The 20,687-nt window shown below is 57.1% G+C and carries 20 protein-coding genes; 10 read left to right on the forward strand and 10 right to left on the reverse strand.

Annotated features, from left to right (window positions below):
• The first annotated feature begins 6 nt into the window (after nt 1-6).
• Together ACR0JX_RS09145 and rpsO are read left to right on the forward strand one after the other, a co-directional pair.
• Entirely contained in the window at nt 7-1,026 is a 1,020-nt protein-coding gene (locus ACR0JX_RS09145; protein ID WP_480543335.1) for a calcium-binding protein, read from the forward strand.
• A 143-nt stretch (nt 1,027-1,169) separates the two neighbouring features.
• The gene (rpsO, locus tag ACR0JX_RS09150; RefSeq protein WP_170428415.1) at nt 1,170-1,439 is read left to right on the forward strand and encodes a 30S ribosomal protein S15; all 270 of its coding nucleotides are present in this window, start codon (nt 1,170-1,172) and stop codon (nt 1,437-1,439) included.
• 66 nt (nt 1,440-1,505) lie between these two features.
• Here the strand turns inward: rpsO and ACR0JX_RS09155 are convergent, their stop codons facing one another.
• From ACR0JX_RS09155 to ACR0JX_RS09165, 3 genes are all read right to left on the reverse strand, one after another.
• Nucleotides 1,506-2,408, reverse strand: a complete 903-nt coding sequence (locus ACR0JX_RS09155; protein ID WP_480543337.1) for a hypothetical protein — start codon at nt 2,406-2,408, stop codon at nt 1,506-1,508.
• A gap of 138 nt (nt 2,409-2,546) precedes the next feature.
• Nucleotides 2,547-4,148: a BCCT family transporter gene (locus ACR0JX_RS09160; RefSeq protein WP_480543339.1), complete on the reverse strand. Its 1,602-nt coding sequence runs from the start codon at nt 4,146-4,148 to the stop codon at nt 2,547-2,549.
• A 189-nt stretch (nt 4,149-4,337) separates the two neighbouring features.
• Nucleotides 4,338-5,102: a DUF3299 domain-containing protein gene (locus tag ACR0JX_RS09165; RefSeq protein ID WP_480543341.1), complete on the reverse strand. Its 765-nt coding sequence runs from the start codon at nt 5,100-5,102 to the stop codon at nt 4,338-4,340.
• Nucleotides 5,103-5,384: 282 nt separating this feature from the next.
• Between ACR0JX_RS09165 and pnp the strand changes: the two genes are divergently transcribed.
• Nucleotides 5,385-7,532 carry a polyribonucleotide nucleotidyltransferase gene (gene pnp / locus ACR0JX_RS09170; protein ID WP_480543343.1) on the forward strand — a complete coding sequence of 716 codons (2,148 nt, stop codon included), beginning with the start codon at nt 5,385-5,387 and terminating at the stop codon, nt 7,530-7,532.
• Nucleotides 7,533-7,687: 155 nt separating this feature from the next.
• On the opposite strand, the gene ACR0JX_RS09175 is transcribed toward pnp, so the two are convergent.
• Complete coding sequence (locus ACR0JX_RS09175) at nt 7,688-8,230, reverse strand: thioesterase family protein (protein ID WP_480543345.1); 543 nt, start codon at nt 8,228-8,230, stop codon at nt 7,688-7,690.
• 78 nt (nt 8,231-8,308) lie between these two features.
• Here ACR0JX_RS09175 and ACR0JX_RS09180 point away from each other — a divergent pair, with 78 nt between their 5' ends.
• The 3 genes from ACR0JX_RS09180 to ACR0JX_RS09190 all read left to right on the forward strand — a co-directional run bounded on the left by ACR0JX_RS09180 (nt 8,309) and on the right by ACR0JX_RS09190 (nt 10,896).
• A complete protein-coding gene (locus ACR0JX_RS09180) occupies nt 8,309-8,794 on the forward strand; it encodes a MarR family winged helix-turn-helix transcriptional regulator (RefSeq protein ID WP_480543347.1) in 486 nt (161 codons plus the stop codon).
• A gap of 208 nt (nt 8,795-9,002) precedes the next feature.
• Entirely contained in the window at nt 9,003-10,007 is a 1,005-nt protein-coding gene (locus tag ACR0JX_RS09185) for a Hint domain-containing protein (protein ID WP_480543349.1), read from the forward strand.
• A gap of 199 nt (nt 10,008-10,206) precedes the next feature.
• Nucleotides 10,207-10,896: an outer membrane protein gene (locus ACR0JX_RS09190; protein ID WP_480543351.1), complete on the forward strand. Its 690-nt coding sequence runs from the start codon at nt 10,207-10,209 to the stop codon at nt 10,894-10,896.
• A 136-nt stretch (nt 10,897-11,032) separates the two neighbouring features.
• Here the strand turns inward: ACR0JX_RS09190 and ACR0JX_RS09195 are convergent, their stop codons facing one another.
• Nucleotides 11,033-11,683, reverse strand: a complete 651-nt coding sequence (locus ACR0JX_RS09195; protein WP_170533776.1) for a peroxiredoxin — start codon at nt 11,681-11,683, stop codon at nt 11,033-11,035.
• Nucleotides 11,684-11,897: 214 nt separating this feature from the next.
• Here ACR0JX_RS09195 and ACR0JX_RS09200 point away from each other — a divergent pair, with 214 nt between their 5' ends.
• Nucleotides 11,898-13,337, forward strand: coding sequence for an aldehyde dehydrogenase family protein (locus tag ACR0JX_RS09200; RefSeq protein WP_480543354.1), 1,440 nt, complete (start codon nt 11,898-11,900; stop codon nt 13,335-13,337).
• Between the two features lie 55 nt (nt 13,338-13,392).
• Here the strand turns inward: ACR0JX_RS09200 and ACR0JX_RS09205 are convergent, their stop codons facing one another.
• Together ACR0JX_RS09205 and ACR0JX_RS09210 are read right to left on the reverse strand one after the other, a co-directional pair.
• Nucleotides 13,393-13,827 carry a glyoxalase superfamily protein gene (locus tag ACR0JX_RS09205; RefSeq protein WP_480543356.1) on the reverse strand — a complete coding sequence of 145 codons (435 nt, stop codon included), beginning with the start codon at nt 13,825-13,827 and terminating at the stop codon, nt 13,393-13,395.
• A 177-nt stretch (nt 13,828-14,004) separates the two neighbouring features.
• Nucleotides 14,005-14,856 carry a methylated-DNA--[protein]-cysteine S-methyltransferase gene (locus tag ACR0JX_RS09210; protein ID WP_480543358.1) on the reverse strand — a complete coding sequence of 284 codons (852 nt, stop codon included), beginning with the start codon at nt 14,854-14,856 and terminating at the stop codon, nt 14,005-14,007.
• Nucleotides 14,857-14,974: 118 nt separating this feature from the next.
• Between ACR0JX_RS09210 and nth the strand changes: the two genes are divergently transcribed.
• Together nth and ACR0JX_RS09220 are read left to right on the forward strand one after the other, a co-directional pair.
• The gene (gene nth / locus ACR0JX_RS09215; protein ID WP_353008773.1) at nt 14,975-15,619 is read left to right on the forward strand and encodes an endonuclease III; all 645 of its coding nucleotides are present in this window, start codon (nt 14,975-14,977) and stop codon (nt 15,617-15,619) included.
• Complete coding sequence (locus ACR0JX_RS09220; protein ID WP_480543360.1) at nt 15,616-16,605, forward strand: adenosine kinase; 990 nt, start codon at nt 15,616-15,618, stop codon at nt 16,603-16,605. Before nth ends, ACR0JX_RS09220 begins: the two co-directional genes overlap by 4 nt.
• Before the next feature lie 51 nt (nt 16,606-16,656).
• Here ACR0JX_RS09220 and trhA read toward each other — a convergent pair whose 3' ends face one another.
• Together trhA and ACR0JX_RS09230 are read right to left on the reverse strand one after the other, a co-directional pair.
• Nucleotides 16,657-17,304: a PAQR family membrane homeostasis protein TrhA gene (trhA, locus tag ACR0JX_RS09225; protein WP_480543750.1), complete on the reverse strand. Its 648-nt coding sequence runs from the start codon at nt 17,302-17,304 to the stop codon at nt 16,657-16,659.
• Between the two features lie 90 nt (nt 17,305-17,394).
• Nucleotides 17,395-17,880, reverse strand: a complete 486-nt coding sequence (locus tag ACR0JX_RS09230) for an RNA pyrophosphohydrolase (protein ID WP_480543362.1) — start codon at nt 17,878-17,880, stop codon at nt 17,395-17,397.
• Nucleotides 17,881-18,016: 136 nt separating this feature from the next.
• Here ACR0JX_RS09230 and ACR0JX_RS09235 point away from each other — a divergent pair, with 136 nt between their 5' ends.
• Complete coding sequence (locus ACR0JX_RS09235) at nt 18,017-20,044, forward strand: 2,4-dienoyl-CoA reductase FMN-binding domain-containing protein (RefSeq protein ID WP_480543364.1); 2,028 nt, start codon at nt 18,017-18,019, stop codon at nt 20,042-20,044.
• Nucleotides 20,045-20,050: 6 nt separating this feature from the next.
• Here the strand turns inward: ACR0JX_RS09235 and ACR0JX_RS09240 are convergent, their stop codons facing one another.
• Entirely contained in the window at nt 20,051-20,659 is a 609-nt protein-coding gene (locus tag ACR0JX_RS09240) for a LysE family translocator (RefSeq protein WP_480543366.1), read from the reverse strand.
• Nucleotides 20,660-20,687 lie beyond the last annotated feature (28 nt).

The following is a 20,687-nucleotide window of genomic DNA, read 5'->3' on the forward strand; positions in this document are numbered from 1 at the left end:
GTTCCCATGTTTCTGGCCGGACTAATTGGATTGGCAGCCGTTGGTGGCGCAGCATATGCGATTGGCGATGTTCTGACCTCAGAAGAAGACGAGCGGGACGAAGACGAACCACAGGACAATATTGCCGACGACATCCCCGAAGGTGAGTTTCTGGAGGTCGGCGAATATGTCGATCCACCTGCGACAGAAGACATCCCCGGCATTTCAACAGGTACGGTGATTTCCGAACATCTGGGCGATCTGGTGATCGCAGGAACGGACGGCGTGGATGAGATCACCGGGCAAGAGGGGACCGATCAGATCAACGGCTATGCCGGCGATGACCTGATCAACGGCGGATGCGGCAATGACGTTTTGCATGGCGGCGATGGGCAGGACGTGATGTTCGGCGGTCATGGGGAGGATACGCTGCACGGTGAAGATGGTGACGACCTGCTGTTCGGCAATCAGGGCGACGACCTACTTGCGGGTCATTTCGGTGACGATGAACTGGACGGTGGCGCGGGCGACGATACGCTCTACGGTGGTCAGGGCGATGATGAACTGGCGGGTGGCAAAGGAGATGACGCGCTGCATGGCGGATATGGCGATGACAGGCTGTCGGGGGGCGCGGGCACCGACACGCTGTTCGGGGGCGATGGCGATGATCTGCTGCTTGGCCGTGACGACGGAGGGTTCGACCAGACCGACTTTCTGAACGGGGGTGATGGCGAAGATACCATCGTGGCCCATACATCAGATGTGTCCAATGGGGGCGACGGGGCTGATAACATTGTCCTAAGTTCGGAGGCCGAGGATGTCACCATCATGGGCTTTGAACCGGGAGAGGACAAATTGTTTATCACCTGGGAAGACCAGACCAATCCCGACATTCAGATCGAACGGGATGAGGACACTCCCAACCTGACCCGAATCGTGGTTGACGGAGAAGAGGTTGCCCAGGTCTTTGGCGCTGACGGCATCAGCCTTGATGATATTCAGCTGATCACCGAGGCCGAACTGGCCCAATATGGATCGATAGGCTAGGGCCCCAGAAACCCTTTGCCATTCCTTTCAAAAGCGCCTATACGCGCCCATCCGCATCGGAATCGGTGCGGTTTTCTCCATGGGCCTGCGCTGGACGACATCCCGGCCTGCGCCATTAACTCTAACCTTTGAAGGAGACCCCGATGTCGATCACTGCCGCTGAAAAAACACGCGTCATGAAAGAATTCGCAACCAAGGATGGCGACACCGGTTCGCCAGAAGTCCAGGTTGCCATCCTGACCTCGCGCATCAACACCCTGACCGAGCACTTCAAGACCCACAAGAAAGACAACCACGGTCGTCGTGGTCTGCTGAAAATGGTTGCCCAGCGCCGTAAGCTGCTGGACTACCTGAAGGGCAAAGAAGAAGCACGTTATCAGGACCTGATCAAAAAGCTGGGCATCCGCCGCTAAGGTTGGATCTCACCGCTTGCAGAATTCAAACGCCCGCCACTTTGGCGGGCGTTCTTGGTTTCCGGCTTAGATCGCCTGCCACTTTTTGTAGGTATCAACCGCCAGCGCGGTGTCGATTACGAACATCGCCACCGCAGCCACCATCGCGACCATCGACAGCCAGAACGATCCGCTGGCCGAAGCCAAAGCCAGTGTCATGCCGCCCACACAGGTGGCAATCGCGGCCGCCTTTTCCAGACCGCTCATATCGGTCAGAACGATACCTGCCAGCTTGGTGAAGCCGACCGATGCTTTGGCCACGCCCAGCATGGTCTTCATCTTGGCGACATCACTGCCTGCTTTGCCAGCCTTTGCGATGGCACCTGCATGGCGGGCAATCGGTTTGCTACATTTGACAGCGATACCGGCACCTGCCTTTGTCACGGTTTTGCTGCCTAGCGCTTGATAGACCCCCAAGGCGGCCATCGCCATGGTGATGATATCGGCAAAGGCCTTTGCTGCCGCGCCGATAAATGTATTCAATGCAGCCTTTTTCTTCTGGCTTTTGCTGGACCCAAGAGGCGCGCCCAGCAGTGGCGTATTGCCTTGCATCAGGATTAGGCTGTCCGCTGTTTCTTCAATCGAGAAAGGCGCATCATCGATCGGGACAGTTGCGGCATCAGCTTCGGAGATCGGGTCCGGCGACAGGAAACGCGCCTTAATCTGTGCCTGCTGTTCTTCGGGAAGCGACCGGATATCGGCCCCCTCGTCAGAGTTATAAAGCTCATGCCACGCGCTTTCCATGATCGCGGCAATATCCGCGTCACTTGGCTCGGCGGTTGGCGCGGCGGTCATCAGCGGCATTTCAGGAGTTTCGTCTATATCAATATCCTCGACCGCATCTTCGGGAAGATTGTCGAGCATATCGACAAATGATTCATCGAACACATCGGGATTGAATGAAATGCCTGAGGCGGAATGAAGCTGCATGAGAAAACCTTTGCTAAACTATGAAACAACAACGCGGGTAGAATAGACGGGTTTTGGATTTTCTCTGTGGTTAACCTCACACATAAAAAACGCCCGCCAAATAGGCGGGCGTTTCATTTTCTCATGGCTTAAGGTGTTTTACATCTTCGCCTTTTCTGATTTCAGTGCCAGCCACAGGCAATAGCACATGATCAGAACCACCAGTGTAAACGGTATGCCCGTAGACACCGCAGCACCCTGCAGGGCGGACAGTCCGCCACCCAGCAACAGCGCGATGGCGACCAGACCTTCGAGCGTGCACCAGAAGACCCGCTGGATCACCGGCGCGTCCATCTTGCCGCCTGCGGTGATCGTGTCGATCACAAGCGAGCCCGAATCCGACGAGGTGACAAAGAACACCACGATCAGGACCAACGCGATGGGCGCGACGATCCCGTAAAGCGGCAGCTCTTTCAGGAAGCCGAACAGGGCACCTTCGGGCGCATAGCTGTCGATCACTGTGGCACGCACTCCTTCGGCTCCACCCGCGTTCAACATGTCGATGGCGGCGCCGCCAAAAGTCGACATCCACAGCGCGCAGACCGCTGTCGGAGCCAGTAGCGCGCACAGGATAAACTCACGCACCGTGCGGCCCTTCGAGATGCGGGCGATGAACATGCCCACAAAGGGTGACCACGCGATCCACCAGGCCCAGTAGAAGGTTGTCCAACCATGGAAGTAACTCGTGTCCTCGCGCCCGAAGGGGTTTGACAACGCGGGTAAATGCGTCACGTAATCCACCATGACGTTGAAGTACCGGGCGATGGCGGTGCCGACGCCGGTCACGACGATCACAAAGATGAACAAGCCAACGGCCATGATCATATTGATCTCGCTCAGCCGTTTGACACCTGCATCCATGCCCATCAGAACCGACCCCAAGGCGATCAGCGTGATCCCGATGATCAACAGAACCGTCACGGTCGGGCTGGGTTCGATACCAAACACCTCGTTCAGACCAGCAGCAACCTGTTGCGCGCCCAGACCCAGCGAGGTTGTCAGACCGAACAATGTGGCAAATACCGCCAGCGTGTCGATAAGGTGGCCCCACCAGCCCCAAACGCGCTCGCCTAGGATCGGGTAGAAAGCCGACCGCAGGGTCAGCGGCAGGTCCAGATTATAGGCAAAGATCGCAAGGCTCAGACCAACGGCTGCGTAAACCGCCCAACCTTCCAGGCCCCAATGGTGGATCGTGCCCACAATACCGGCGTATTCATTGCCCGGAACCGCGATGTCGATACCCAATGGCACAGCGTTTCCGCCTTCGGCAAAGTTGTAATAGACCGGTTCCATCACGCCAAAGAACAACAGACCGATGCCAATACCGGCGGCGAACATCATCGCAATCCATCCGGCATAGGAATAGTCAGGTTTGGCATCCTTGCCCCCGATCCGAACCTTGCCGACCGGCAGGACGATCAGAACAAGACAGAACAGGGTGATTGCATCGACTGAAAGCACCAGAAACCAGTCAAACGTACTGGTCAACCAGGGACGCAGCCAGCCAAAAAACGTAGCAGCGGATTCCTGATTGGCCAAAGCGATCAGAACGAACGCAAAGATCAGGATACTTGAGATCAAAAAGACAGGATTGTGGATGTCCAGACCGAAGGGGCGGACATTGTCCTGCCCCAGCTCGTATTCGGTCTCAAAATCATAGATCCGTGGATCCGGATCCAGCATTTTCTTGGTTTGAGCCATTCGACTTTCCCTCAGTTTGCTAGGTGCAAACGCCAAGGTCTTCGGTCGGAGGCGGCATCTGTTCTTGTGTTACCTTGGCGCGTTACCGTCCTCACGACCATAGGTCTTGTAGGCCAAGCCTACACTGTCACTAAATTTACACAAAACTATTCTGCTTTTCGAATGTATCTTTTGCCCTGTGGTATCGGGTTACGGTGCATCAACAGTACCGCTGGACTTGCGCCCCAATGCTGCACGTAACCGATCATGCAACGTTAGAAATTCATTGAATTGACCCTCCCCGCCGTTCAGAATCTCGGCCTCCTGAACCTCCATGCGGAAGGTTGCGAGCATCGGAACCTGCCCATCGATGACAAATATCTCGTATTCGGTTGGTGCTATCGCCAAACGACCCGTTAGACGCACATACTCATAGTAGCCGGCCGGGGCCCAGTGATCTGAAAGCAGAAGGCGGATCATCTGATTGGGCGGCGGCGGCGGCAGATGGCTGCACATACCGGGCTGAGGCACCAGATAGGCAACCGCGCGACCCTGTTCATCAGGCGCTACGGGGATCACGTAGCCCGCGATCGAAACGATCTGATCGTCGATCACAGGATTGCCTGTGGTATTGGCAGTCTCACGCCGCTGGATCACCGCCTCGCGCTGAGACATGAGCCAGTCGATATCGATTTGATCAGCGACCAGGGCGGCTTCGGTTTCGATCAACATCTCTTGCCATTGCTGTCGTTCTTCCGCGCTACCGACATCCTGTTGCAAGCGTGCACGCAACCGCAGCGCAAACCTGATGTCATCGGCCTGCTCATCATTCAGATCACGAAACGGATCTTCGAAGACCTGCGCTGCGGGGTCAGGCAAGGCGGACCACTCAATAGGTTGGACGGGCGCTGCCAGTGATGGAACGCCTGAAAGGGCCAATATGATGACGGTAAGAAACAGCCGGCAAAAGGTCATCGCACCCTCAGTTATCAGATATGCATGACCATGTATGCAATCCTACGCCGTTTGCCATGGCGTTCATTTGGGTGGGCCTATAGATGCAGGATGGCGACCCGCCGCTGCTTTGTTCGGTTTCGCTTCCCTTCGGCCCCAATCTCCTGTATGCGCGCGCTATCTGAGACGTTGTGCCCTGACCCCGGCACTCGAATGGAAGATAAAGTGGGGTCGGCGGCAATGGGGCCGCCATGCAAACCGGAGACCCGCAGGGGCGGGAGTGCTCCGTTCTAGGATACGCATATGTTTGATGTAACGAAGAAATCAATGCAGTGGGGCGAGGAAACGCTGACACTGGAAACCGGCAAGGTTGCCCGTCAGGCCGACGGCAGCGTGATTGCCACGCTGGGCGAAACCAGCGTCATGGCAAACGTGACCTTTGCACGGGCGCAAAAACCCGGTCAGGACTTTTTCCCGCTGACCGTCCACTATCAGGAAAAATACTATGCCGCCGGTAAGGTTCCGGGTGGCTTCTTCAAGCGTGAGGCGCGCCCGACCGAGAAAGAGACACTGACCGCGCGTCTGATCGACCGTCCGATCCGCCCGCTGTTCGTTGATGGCTTCAAAAATGAAGTTCTGGTCATGTGCACAGTGCTGAGCCACGATCTGGTCAACGATCCCGACATCGTCGCGATGATCGCGGCGTCTGCTGCCCTGACCATTTCCGGCGCGCCGTTCCGCGGCCCGATCGCCGGTGCACGTGTTGGTTTCGAGGACGGTGAATACGTCCTGAACCCGACCGTCGACGACATGCAGGACCTGCGCCTGAACCCTGAACAGCGTCTGGATCTGGTTGTTGCCGGTACCAAAGACGCAGTGATGATGGTGGAATCGGAAGCGTACGAGCTGTCCGAAGCGGAAATGCTGGGCGCGGTAAACTTTGCGCATGAGCAGATTCAGCCGGTGATCGATCTGATCATCAGCCTCGCCGAAGACGCTGCAAAAGAGCCGTTCGAGTTCGAAGCACCCGACTATTCTGATCTGTACGCCGCCGTCAAAGCTGCCGGTGAAGAGCAGATGCGCGCAGCCTTCGCGATCACCGACAAGCAAGAGCGCACCGCCGCTGTTGCCGCTGCCCGTGAAGCGATCAAGGAAGCGCTGACCGAGGAACAGCTGGAAGACGGCAACCTCGGTTCCGCGATGAAAAAGCTGGAAGCCGGCATCCTGCGCGGCGACGTCGTCAAGGGTGGCAAGCGGATCGACGGTCGGTCGACCACCGATATCCGTTCGATCGTTGCAGAAACCTCGATGCTGCCGCGTACACACGGTTCCGCCCTGTTCACCCGTGGTGAAACTCAGGCGCTGGCCGTGACTACGCTGGGCACTGGCGACGATGAGCAGTTCATCGACGCGCTGCATGGTAATTTCAAATCGAACTTCCTGCTGCACTACAACTTCCCACCCTATTCGGTTGGTGAAGTTGGCCGCGTGGGTGGCCCGGGCCGTCGTGAGATCGGCCACGGCAAGCTGGCATGGCGCGCCCTGCAGGCGGTGCTGCCTGCGGCGACCGACTTCCCTTACACCATCCGTATCGTGTCGGAGATCACCGAATCCAACGGCTCCAGCTCGATGGCGTCGGTCTGCGGCGGTTCGCTGTCGATGATGGATGCGGGCGTTCCGCTAAAAGCCCCGGTTGCCGGTGTGGCCATGGGCCTGATCCTGGAAGATGACGGCGAATACGCCATCCTGTCGGACATTCTGGGTGACGAAGACCATTTGGGCGACATGGACTTCAAGGTGGCTGGTACCGAAAACGGCATCACATCGCTGCAGATGGACATCAAGGTTGCAGGCATCACGCCCGAGATCATGGAGAAAGCCCTGGCGCAAGCCAAGGACGGCCGGATGCACATCCTGGGTGAGATGGGCAAAGCCCTGTCCGAGACCAACGAATTCTCGGTCCACGCGCCGCGCATCGAGACCATGAACATCCCGACCGACAAGATCCGTGAAGTGATCGGCTCGGGCGGTAAGGTCATCCGTGAAATCGTCGAAGTGTCGGGCGCCAAGGTCGACATCAACGACGACGGCGTCATCAAGATCGCCTCGCCAGACGGGGAATCGATCAAAAAGGCCTATGAGATGATCCACTCGATCGTCGCCGAGCCGGAAGAAGGTCAGGTTTACACCGGAAAAGTGGTCAAGATCGTCGACTTCGGTGCCTTCGTGAACTTCTTTGGCAAACGCGACGGTCTGGTCCACGTGTCCCAGATCGAAAACCGCCGCCTGAACCATCCGTCGGATGTTCTGAAGGAAGGCCAGGAAGTAAAGGTCAAGCTGCTGGGCTTTGACGATCGCGGCAAGGTCCGCTTGTCGATGAAAGTGGTCGATCAGGAAACCGGCGAAGAAGTCGTGCCCGAGAAGAAAGAGAAGAAAGAAGACGCACAGTAAACTGCCCTTCTTTTGATCATCAAAGGCCCCGGTTTCGACCGGGGTCTTTTTGTATGGTCGCTTGTGGTAGCGCTCTTCCCTACAAGTGCTCAGTTCATTCCCGATTTCGGCTTCGAGCCCAAAGTACTGGATGCTGCGGTGCGCACCAATGACCGCTAGGTCTGGTCACCCGAAGTACAGGCGAGCAGCTTCACCTCACTTTCCTTCCAGTGCAAAACCGCGCCAGGCAAGGGATGATCAGGGATCGGGATGCCAAGCGCTTGGAACGCATCTGCGTTATTCACAAGCCCATCGCGAGAGACCGCCGCACCTTTACAGTAGCCACTAGCGCATAACCGTCCGTCCAGCGATGTAAATTGAAAGGACAGGTAGTTCCAATGAGTGTCACTGCCGGTCCAGCGGTAGCTTACTTTGTATTGCTGTCCGAGTTTGAGTTGCCGCCGATATGTGATGATCGAGCCGCCCAACACTGGTTTCCATTTGTTCTTCAGCAGGGTCCTCAAGAATCCTGTGCGTGCGAAATATTCAACGATCATCAGGTCAGCAACTGTCAGATAACGACCATTGTTCATGTGCAAGTTGATGTCGATGTCGTTTGGAAGGACGCGAAAGGTGCGTTCGAACGGCTCCGTGATGGTGAGTTTGGGCAGCCACCACGCCCGCAATAGTGTCCAGAAAAGCCTAAGATACAAATTCATAGCGACACCCCAATTGGTTCAATCTTGAACATTATAGATCAACTTTGAACTTTACAAGAATGAGGTTAGAAGGGTGTCATGATCGACCGCACCACCAAAACAACGAACAACACGCCCACACTGGAAGATGCGACGGAGGCATGGCTGTCGGTGGTACGGGCCTACAATGAATGCAGCGCCACGTTGTTGCACCACCTCTCTCCGCTGGGTCTGTCACTGCTGGAGCATGAAGTTCTTATGAACCTTTTGCGGTTTGACGGGATGACACAAAGACAGCTATCGCAAAGGTGCTATTCCGCCAAAAGCGGAATTAGCATGTTGATTTCGAGGTTTGAGCGCGATGATCTTATCGCGCGGAACCCTTCTCCAAAAGACCAACGCGCGTGGTGTTTATCGTTGACCCCGAAGGGCCAGGGTCTCGCGCAGGAGGCGCTAGCAGTGCAAACAAAGGTGGTCGGACAGATGGCAAAAGCGTTTTCGGCATCCGACATTTCCACCATCAAAACTGGCATGGATACTGCGTCAAACTTTCTGCAGGATTTGCGATCCCAGCCTGGCCGATGAAACCAAACCGGACATTGGAGCAAATGCAGCGAAAGCTCGCTTTGTCCCGCTCTGCGTCGAACGCAACACTGGACGATGCGGATTCCCCTCACAGTCCCACCTACGAAACAACCGCACCGCGGATTGGTAAATCAATTGTTAACTCTTATCGCGTGTATTTGCTCAACCTTAAGGTTTGTTTTGTCGTTTCCAGGGATGCCTTTCGATCGTGGCCTCAGTTACCGTATTCGAAATCAGTGCGGACCCGTTCAGCAATCGTAGCGTCGACATCACGCAGGCGTATTCGGTTGAGATCATCGACAATGATGCCTTCCTCCAAGACCCTGACCCAGACAGCGCACAGATTGATTTGACATCCCTGCCCGGGTTTTCGGGCTCGTCCCAGAACTTCAGCACGTTCGAAAGCTATACGGGCACAGTTAATGGGGCGCCGGTGCGCTTTACCCTGATCCAGTTCAGCAACCCGCGATACATCATCGTCACCTCGGGGCAGGCTGCGCTGGGTGACACAATCTCGGATACGGTCTTTGCTGGAACCGCTCAGTCGGCGGCGTATCAATCCCTGCCCTCCTTCGTGTGTTTCACATCGGGGTCTCTGATCCTGACACCGTATGGCCTCCGCAAGGTCGAGACGTTGCAACCCGGCGATCCGGCTTGTGTTGCCCAAGGTCAAACCAGCACCATCCGCTGGATCGGCCGACGTCGCCTAAGCCGCCTCGATTTGCAGGCCAACCCCCATTTATGCCCGGTTCGGATCAGGGCAAACAGTTTTGGCCACGGTTGCCCGCGCCGCGATTTGCTGGTCTCTCCACAACACCGGATCGCCGTCACGTCCCCCGTCATGGAGCTAACACATTGCGAACCGCTCATGCTGGCCACAGCCAAAGCGCTGATCAATCAGAACACTATAACGCAGGAAACACCCGAGAACGGTGTTGAATACATCCACATCCTGTTCGACCGGCATGAGCTGGTGAATGTAGAAGGACTGTGGTCTGAATCCTTTTTTCCCGGCGATACAACCGTCAATGCAATGGCTCCTGCAACCCGCCGAGAATTGTTCGAACTGTTTCCGGATCTTTCGAAAGGGGCAGTAGGCTACGGTTCAACAGTGCTACCTGTGCTGAAAAACTACGAGGCGCGAGCGCTGCAATCCGTTCTCACCGCGCCACAGTTAGAGATGCAGCACCACGCCCAAGAGAAAGCGGCGTAACGCATACGACACCAATTGCCCTGCACCGCGGAATCGACACACCTCCAATCGAGGGATGCAGGAACAACTTGAAACAGGAATTTATTCCCTCACCAGCTTCCAATTTAGAGTGATCCAACGTGAAGGCCCGCTGCCTTTTCTTCTGATCTTGCCCGCTCATATTGCTGCGAGAAATCAATCGGAACAAAGGACAACGATCATGGTCATTCGCGGTATTCTGGCATCGGCAACCCTGGCCCTTGCCGCAACGCATGCCTCAGCTCAAAGCCTGACTGATGGTGCATATATACAGGGGTTTCTGGGCTATAGTCAGCTTCAGGACAGCGACTTCTCCGGCACGATCGGAGGCGCAACACAATCTGTCGATACCGATTTCGATGCGGGATATGGTATCGGTATCGCGATCGGTAAAGAAATTCCGCAATGGTCAAATGACCGGATCGGCACTCGCCTGGAGCTGGAACTGTCCTATCGCGACAATGATGTCGATGGCGTGAACTTCTCGGGCAATGGGCCAGCGCCAGAAGGCAATGTTTCGGGCGATATCGCGCAAACCTCTTTGTTTGCCAATGTTCTGTTTGATTTCAAACAGTCCGGTAAGGTTACCCCGTTTGCTGGCTTTGGTCTGGGCGCTACCTATTCTGACATCGACTTTGCTTACGGCCCGGGCGTCGCTCTTGATGACAGCGATACCAACTTCGCTGCTCAATTGATCGCGGGTGTGGCCTATGAAATCAACGCGTCCACCGCCTTCACGGTTGATGCCCGTTATTCACGCGCTTTCGATGTGTCGTCGGCCCGCTTGGCCCCCAACGGCGCGCTGACTGGCACGGTCGAAGATGATCTGGATACGTTCAGTGTGAACTTCGGGCTGCGCTACAGTTTCTGATCCGCTAAAGTTCTGCGGCTGCGTGCACCCCTGAGGGCCCGAAGCCACTTGCTTCATCTGGCCACAAATATCCTCGGGGGGAGTCGCGCCACTAGGCGCGACGGGGGGCAGACAGCCCCCCTGACCCGGTCCCGCCTTACGACGGGGCCTTGGTCTTACGCAGATAGGGAAAGATCGTTTCAAACTCACCAAATTTCGCCTTGGCATCTTCGTTTGAAACGCTCGGCGGGATAATCACATCCTCGCCCGGGATCCAGTTGGCAGGTGTCGCCACACCTTTGGCCGACATCTGCAACCCATCCAGCGCCCGCAGGATCTCGGCAAAGTTCCGACCCACGGTCATCGGATAGGTCATTGACAGTTTTAGCTGCTTGTCGGGCCCGATGATAAAGACAGACCGTACCGTGGCACTGTCGGCCGGCGTGCGGCCATCGGGCAGGTAGGCTTCGGCAGGCAGCATGTCAAAGGCTTTGGAAACAGCCAGACCATCGTCGGCAATAATCGGAAAGCCGGGATTGGCCTTGCCGTATTCCTCGATGTCCTTTTTCCACTTCTTGTGATCCTCAACCCCATCGACCGAGACACCAATCACCTTGGTATTGCGTGCAGCCCATTCATCGTTCAGCTGAGCCACGGCCGAGAACTCGGTCGTGCAAACCGGGGTAAAGTCCTTTGGGTGCGAAAACAGGATCGCCCAGCTGTCACCAATCCAATCGTGAAACTGAATGGTGCCCTGATCTGTTTCTGCGGTAAAATTCGGGACCGTGTCGTTGATGCGCAAACCCATGGGGGCATCTCCTTCTTTGGTTACTGACCGAGTCGAATGCTGTGAACCTAACCACTTTGCGCCAGAGTTAAACCTTCCGCAAATCCAGCTTTGCTTTTTTCTGAGTAAGCACCCGCAAGAAATTTGATCAAATTCTCCTCTTGTCGCGCGCCGGGGTCGGTGACAGTGTGTGCGCAACCCCAGTTTAGGACATCACGATCCCGGAGGATTCGCCATGATCGAAAAGCGTAATTTCTATATCAACGGTGAATGGGTTGCCCAGTCCCAAGCCCATGATTTTGAGGTGATCAACCCATCGACCGAAGATCCCTGTGCAGTGATTTCACTGGGGTCCGAGGCGGATACAAACGCCGCCGTGGCAGCAGCCAAATCCGCGCTGCCCGGCTGGATGGCCACTCCAGTCGAACAGCGGATCGCGCTCGTCGAGAAACTGATCGAGATTTACCAGACGCGCAGCGAAGATCTGGCTCAAGCCATGTCGCTTGAGATGGGCGCGCCCATCGATATGGCCCGCACACAGCAGGCCGGTGCCGGAACATGGCATCTGCAAAACTTCATCAAAGCCGCCAAAGCCTTTTCGTTTGAACGGCCCCTGGGTGATCACGCGCCAAATGACCGCATCATTTACGAAGCAGTAGGCGTCGCGGCCCTGATCACCCCCTGGAACTGGCCGATGAACCAGATCACGCTCAAGGTGGGGGCAGCTGCAATTGCGGGATGCACCATGGTGCTGAAACCCTCAGAACAAAGCCCGCTGAACGCGATGATCTTTGCCGAAATGATGGATGAGGCAGGTTTCCCGCCCGGCGTATTCAACCTTGTGAACGGTGACGGGGTCGGGGTTGGCTCGCAACTTTCAGCACACCCCGATGTGGATATGGTCAGCTTCACCGGCTCGACCCGTGCCGGGACGGCCATCTCCAAAAATGCGGCAGATACCCTGAAGAAGGTCCATCTGGAATTGGGCGGCAAAGGCGCGAACCTGGTTTTTGCCGATGCGGATGAGAAAGCTATAAAGCGCGGCGTGCTGCATATGATGAACAACACGGGCCAAAGCTGCAACGCCCCCAGCCGAATGCTGGTGCAGCGCCCGATCTACGATCAAGCCGTTGAAACTGCTGCTGAGGTGGCCAATTCCGTATCTGTCGCTAGCGCGGCGGAGGAAGGCCGTCATATCGGGCCTGTGGTGAACGAACTTCAGTGGACCAAGATTCAAGATCTGATCCAGAAAGGTATCGACGAAGGCGCGCGCCTTGTCGCCGGTGGCACCGGGCGGCCCGACGGGCTGAACAAGGGCTACTATGTCCGCCCCACGGTCTTTGCCGACGCCAACAACCAGATGACCATCGCGCGCGAGGAAATCTTTGGCCCGGTTCTGACCATGATCCCCTTCGACACCGAAGAAGAAGCAGTCGAGATAGCAAATGACACACCCTATGGTCTGACCAACTATGTCCAGACACAAGACGGCGGGCGCGCCAACCGCATGGCAAGGGTATTGCGGTCAGGCATGGTTGAGATGAACGGTAAATCGCGCAGCGCTGGGTCGCCGTTCGGCGGCATGAAGCAATCCGGAAACGGGCGCGAGGGCGGCGTCTGGGGGTTGGAAGACTTCCTGGAAGTCAAAGCCGTCGGCGGCTGGGTTGCTGAGTAACTCAACGCGTAATTAGTCATGAAAGGGCGAGGCGCATCCAGTGCCTCGCCCCTTTTTATGCCGGTTGAACAACAAGCTGAGGCTCGCCGTCCGAGGTGCACCGGGTGGATCGGCCATCCCAACCGATCACACCTGTAACGCGCTGCCGGATCGCCGAGAAACTGTCGAACCGGACCACATCCACCGGCGCGTCGAATTGCAGGGTCAACCTACGTTGCGCACCATCACCCAGAACGGTCAATCCGCGTATCTCCGCAGTGAAGGGCTGACCCAGATATCGGCCCTTTACCCGGTCACCCACGCTCAGATGCATTCGGCTTCCGGCGATTGCCGTCAGCGTGTTCCAATCCCGCACGCCGTGCTGCCGGGCCAGAAGCTCCAGCGCCGCGCTGTGCGAGACGATAACCCCGGTGGTTTTCAAAGCCTCCCGCAGGCGTTTCGCTTGCGATTTCAGCTCCGCCACCGGAGCGATTGAGTCAGATCGTGTCATCATGTGCCTCGTTTTCTGTAACGGGCGCGAAGTCAGAACGGGGTTCGCATTTCCATCCACGCGCCAGAAAAGGGCAACAGATGTTCATTCAAACGGGTTTCACCAAAGCCAAGGGCCGCGAACGGCAGGAGACCCGAACCTGCCGCGCCTTTTGGCGATGTTTGGATCACTTGTCAATCAGGCGTCAGCTTGCGCGGCTTCATAGGCCAGCATCGCCCGCTTGACGGGCAAGCCCCAGTGATACCCACCAAGGCCGCCTGATTTGCGTAGCGCCCGGTGGCAGGGGATCAGCCAACTTACCGGGTTGCGCCCGACCGCCGTTCCGACTGCACGAACGGCCTGTGGCGAGCCAACCCGCTGCGCAATTTCAGAATAGGTGGTGACCCGCCCCGAAGGGATGTGCATCAGCGCCTCCCAAACCTTGATCTGCAAGGGAGAGCCGATCAGGTACAAAGGCGTTGGCTGCAAACGGTCACTGACCGACCCAAAGGCACTCAGAACCCAAGGCCGCAGGTGCATCGGGTCTTCGACAAACTCGGCCAAAGGCCAGCGCGACAGCATATCCTCCATCGCCTCTTCCTCGCCAGTCTCGGCCCCGAAGGCCATGCCGCAGATACCCTTGTCGGTGCCCATGACCAGCGCAGGGCCAAAGGGACTTTCGAACCAGCCCCAATAGATCGTCAGATCCGCGCCTTTGCGGGCGTATTCGCCGGGGCTCATGGATTCCCATTTCAGGAACAGGTCGTGCAGGCGACCGCTGCCGGACAGACCCACGTTATGGGCGGTTTCCAGCGTCGTGAACTGCTCGCGCAGCAATGCCTTGGCGTGGCCCAGCGTCAGATATTGCTGGTAGCGTTTCGGTGACACCCCGGTCCAGCGCGAAAACAAGCGCTGGAAATGCGCCGGGCTCATATCCATCTGGCGCGCCAGTTCGTCGAGGCTGAGGGTTTCGCCGCCCTGATCAATCACCTCGATCGCGCGGCGCATGACGTTGTAGTGGTATCCACTTTCGGGGGTCTGGACGTTCATGGCTTTCACCTCATCTGTTGAGCTGAACAATAACGCGCAGGTCGGTCCCCTGCGACCCGGAACTTGCGCATTGGCTTTGGGCTTGTGTCATTGGCCCTTGGGCGGCATTAAGGCTCGGATGGCAAAGCAACTCGATTACCACACGATCCGCGAGATCTTTACGCGCTTTCAAGAGGCCGACCCCGAGCCCAAGGGCGAGCTGGAACATGTGAACGTCTATACTCTGGTCGTCGCAGTGGCGCTGTCGGCGCAGGCGACTGATGCGGGCGTCAACAAAGCCACGCGTGAGCTGTTCAAGATCGCAGATACTCCGCAAAAGATGTTGGATCTGGGCGAAGAGGGCCTGATCGAGCATATCAAAACCATCGGCCTGTTCCGCCAGAAGGCGAAGAACGTCATCAAGCTCAGCCGCATACTGGTTGAGGACTATGATGGCGAGGTCCCCAACTCCCGCGCCGCGCTGCAATCGCTGCCCGGTGTCGGGCGCAAGACGGCCAATGTGGTTCTGAACATGTGGTGGCGGCAACCGGCGCAAGCGGTGGACACGCATATCTTTCGTGTTGGCAACCGTACTGGTATTTGCCCCGGCAAAGACGTAGACGCTGTCGAACGCGCCATCGAGGACAATATTCCGGCCGACTTTCAACTCCATGCACATCACTGGCTGATCCTGCACGGGCGCTATCACTGCAAAGCGCGCAAGCCGCAATGCCCGACCTGCATCATCCGTGATCTCTGTCAATTCGAGGACAAGACCCTATGAAAACCTACCAACTGACCGGCATCGGAAATGCCGTTGTGGATGTCATTTCCCAGGCCGATGACAGTTTCCTGGAACTGATGGGCATTGAAAAAGGCATCATGCAACTGATCGAGCAGGAGCGCGGCGAAGTGCTCTATGCCTCGATGGAGGGGCGGGTGCAAACGCCGGGCGGCTCGGTCGCGAACACCATTGCGGGCGCGGGTGCGCTGGGTCTGGATGCAGCCTTCATTGGCCGTGTGCATGATGACGCGCTAGGTCGCTTCTATGCCGATGCGATGAACGAAGACGGCGTGGATTTCGTGAACCCGCCTGTGCCGGGTGGCGAGTTGCCGACCTCACGCTCGATGATATTTGTCTCACCCGATGGTGAGCGGTCGATGAACACCTATTTGGGTATTTCCTCGGAACTGTCGTCTCAGGACGTCTCGGATCAGGTTGCCGGACACAGCCAGATCATGTTCCTTGAGGGGTATCTGTTCGACAAGGAAAAGGGCAAAGCTGCGTTTCTTGAGGCCGCGCGCGCCTGCCACAAGGGCGGAGGCAAGGCCGGTATCGCCATTTCCGATCCTTTCTGCGTCGAGCGTCACCGGGTCGATTTCCTGCTGCTGATCGAGAATGAGCTGGACTTCGTGATCGGCAACGAGGCAGAGATCAAATCTCTGTTTGAAACCGACGATCTGGAAGAAGCGCTGACCAAAACGGCCGAGATTTGCCCGCTGGTCGTGTGCACCCGGTCGGGCGACGGCGTGACCGTGCTGCACGAGGGTCAGCGCGTGGATGTGGCGGTCGAAAAGGTGGTTCCGGTGGATGCAACCGGCGCAGGCGATCAGTTCGCGGCCGGTTTCCTGTTTGGCATGGCCACAGGTCGGGATTTTGAGACCTGCGCCAAGATCGGCAATGTCTGTGCCCGCGAAGTGATCAGCCATATCGGTCCGCGCCCTGAAGCGAATATGGTTGAGCTGCTTAAAAGCGAGGGATTGCTTTAAGCGGTTCTGCTTAGCGACCTTAATAAGGCCGGAGCGCACGCTCCGGCCTTTTCATATGTCCGAAAACAGCGCGAGCCAAATACCCGCGAACATGAAGATCCCGCCGATATTCACACAGGTATGCCAAATCGCATAACGAAACGGCATGGTTTTTCGCGCATAGAAAACCGTTCCGATTACATAGCTGGCAGCCCCGGCCACGATGCACCACAGGGTCGCCACCGGAACAGTCGTCATATCGGGCATCGCGCTTAATCCAATGGCCCCAAGCCCAAGATAGGAGGCGGTCGACCATTTGGATTTGATGGTTTCATTTGCGATCTTGTTCCAGACCGCCACAATGGTCAGACCCCAGCACAGCCAAAGCAAGGTCATGGTCCACGTCGTACCCGCCTGAACGAAGAAGGGCGTAAACGTTCCGCAGATACTGGGGTAGATTGCTGCATGATCGATCCGGCGCAACACCGGGCGACGATCATGCCAGGGGGCGAAGTGATAGGCCCAGGACGCCAGGTTCGAGACCAACGCGCACAGAACATAGACCACAACCGCAAGAAACAAAGCCGTCTCAAGTCGGGCATAGGCATTGATCACAAGAACGCTGCCCGCTGACAGGATCAGCAGCAACCCGACCGCATGAACGGCCATGTCTGCACTACGGTGTGCCCGAGCGGTGCTTGGAAAGGTCGTATACGTCATGAGTAGCCCGAACATGCCATCTCCGCGCTAACCACCAGCCCGGGAAATGTCCAACCTTCCCTAACGTTAGGCCTCGCGCAAAGGGTGCGTTCAAGACAGATAGGCTTTGAACGCGCTCAGAACCTGTTCGTAGACATCACGTTTGAATGGCACGATCTCGTTCACCAACTGGTTCGGCGCTTGCCATTTCCACTGGGTGAATTCGGGATGATCCGTGGCGATATTGATCTGATCATCGGTCCCCTTGAAACGCAGCAGGAACCACTTCTGCTCTTGCCCCCGATAACGGCCTTTCCAGATCTTCGGCACAATCTCGTGCGGCAGATCATAGGGCAGCCAGCCGTCGGTTTCGGCGATGATCTCGACCAGGTCAGCGGTCACCCCGGTTTCTTCCCAAAGCTCGCGCAGGGCCGCATCGCGCGGGTCTTCACCCTTGTCCACCCCACCCTGCGGCATCTGCCATGCGTCTTGTGGGCCGTCGTTTCGCATACCCACAAAAATCCTGCCGTCGGCATTCATCAGCATCAGCCCAACGCAGGGGCGATAGGGCAGTTTGGCAATCTCATCAGGGGTCATATGTGGCCTCGTCACTTGTCCGGCCAACCTCTAACAAGGGTACAAGCGCCCGCAAAGGGGGTGACGTTAGGTTTCGCGTGACAAAGGTGACGTGCAGGTCAATTTAGTTCGCAACTTCGGGAGGGAGAGTTTCGCCATGACTGCGTACCCAAACATGCTGGCCCCGCTGGATCTGGGCTTTACCACGCTGAAGAACCGCGTGCTGATGGGCTCGATGCATACCGGGCTGGAAGAAACCGGTGACTGGAACCGCGTGGCCGAGTTCTACGCAGACCGGGCGCGCGGCGGCGTGGCTTTGATGGTGACAGGCGGCATCGGTCCAAACCTCGAAGGCTCGGTTCTGCCCGGCGCATCGATGATGACCAATGATAAGGAAGTAGCGAACCATTCTATCGTGACGCAGCGCGTGCATGAAGCAGGTGGCAAAATCGCAATGCAAATCCTGCACGCAGGGCGCTATGCCTATGGCCCGAAATGCGTTGCCCCCAGCCCGGTGAAATCCCCGATTTCTCCTTTCCCCCCTCATGAGCTGGACGAAGACGGCATTGAGAAACAGATCAACGACATCGTGAATGCTGCGGTTCTGGCGCAAAAGGCTGGCTATGATGGCGTCGAGATCATGGGGTCCGAGGGTTACTTCCTGAACCAGTTTCTGGTGACTCATACCAATAAGCGCGAGGATCGCTGGGGCGGTTCTTATGAAAACCGCATGCGCCTACCGATTGAGGTGGTGCGCCGCACGCGCGCGGCTGTGGGCACAGATTTCATCATCATCTACCGCCTGTCGATGATCGATCTGGTGCCCAATGGCTCGACCCATGACGAGGTTGTGCAACTGGCACAAAAGATTGAAAAGGCCGGTGCCACGATCATCAATACCGGTATCGGTTGGCATGAGGCGCGCATACCAACCATTGCAACCAGCGTTCCACGCGCGGCCTTTGCGTGGGTGACCAAGAAGCTGATGGGCAAGGTATCGATCCCGGTCATTACCTCGAACCGGATCAACACGCCCGAAGTGGCCGAAGAGGTTCTGGCAACCGGCTGCGCCGACATGGTTTCATTGGCGCGACCAATGCTGGCGGATGCGGATTTTGTAAACAAGGCCATCGCCGGGCAGTCGACTCAAATCGCGCCGTGCATTGCCTGCAATCAGGCCTGTCTGGATCACACGTTCAGCGGCAAGCTGACGTCGTGCCTGGTCAACCCGCGCGCCTGCCACGAAACCGAATTGTTGATCGAGAAAGCCGAAGCACCAAAATCCGTCGCAATCGTTGGGGCGGGTCCGGCAGGCCTGTCTACTGCGATGACTGCGGCCCAGCGCGGCCACTGCGTAACCCTGTTCGACCGCGCGCCCGAGGTCGGCGGGCAACTCAACATGGCCAAACAGGTTCCTGGGAAAGAGGAGTTCTGGGGCCTTGTCGATTGGTACCGCACCATGATGGACGATCTGGGCGTAAACGTGGAACTGAACCGCGAGGTCAGCGTGGATGACCTGACCGCCTTTGATGAAGTGGTCATCGCCACCGGCGTTACCCCTCGCGATCCGGAAATCCCTGGTCAGGATCGGGACAATGTGCTCAGCTATATCGACGTGTTGCGCGACAAGGTCGAGGTCGGGAAATCAGCGGCTGTGATCGGCGCTGGCGGCATCGGGTTTGACGTCTCTGAATTCCTGCTCGAAGACGGGCACAGCACCACCACCGATCTGCCGCTTTGGATGAAAGAATGGGGCGTGACAGACCCTGCCGAGCACCGCTCGGGCCTTGCACCCGAAGGACCACAGCCCGAAGCGCCAGCCCGTCAGATCACCCTGCTACAACGCAAGAAACAGGCGCATGGCAAGGGTTTGGGCAAGACCACTGGTTGGATTCACCGCGCGACGCTGAAGATGAAGGATGTCAATTTTGTTGGCGGCGTGAACTACGAGCGGATCGACGAAGATGGCCTGCATGTCAGCTTTGGCGAAGAGCGCGCCGACCCCACGGTGATTGCGGCGGACACGATTGTCCTGTGCGCAGGTCAGGTCTCGGACCGGAGCCTCGCCGATGCACTGATTGATCGCGGGATTACCCCGCATGTAATCGGCGGCGCTGACGTGGCGGCCGAACTGGATGCCAAACGGGCGATCAATCAGGGGACAAGACTGGCGGCAGCGCTTTAGGCGCTGTCAGTCAGATAGGGCAAGCTTGACCCCAAGCGCACCAAAAGTTGTGGCAAAGCAGCGTTTGATCCATGCCATGACCGATGGGCGGTGGACGATATAGTCACGTGCAAACGCAGCACATGCGCCATACACAACAAAAACAACAAACGTCATTACCATAAAGACGGCGGCAAGTTGAACCAGCGCCAGACCCGCATGGGCTGTGTCAGTTGGTACGAACTGAGGCAGGAAGGCTAGAAAGAACAGCGACAGTTTGGGATTCAACACGTTGATCAACGTGCCGGTCACGGCGATCTTAAGGTAGCTTCGGGTGGATTTATTGGCATTCACTTCCATCGCACCGCCGTCGCGGAAAATTCCCCAAGCCATATAGAACAGGTACAACACTCCAAGGTATTTGAGCACCTGAAAGGCCAAAGCGCTTGTATGTAACAGTGCCGCCAGACCAACGATGCTTGCCAAAGCCGCTGGAAGGATACCAATGGTACACCCAACCGCTGCCGCGACGCTGGCGCGGAACCCACGCCCAAGGCCAATCGCCAACGTGTAGATCACACCCGTACCGGGCAATAGCACAACGATCAAAGACGTGAATAGAAACTCAAGCGACATGGAACCCTCCGGCTGGTCTGCGCAGAGT

This window comes from Ruegeria sp. AH7, assembly GCF_056541325.1.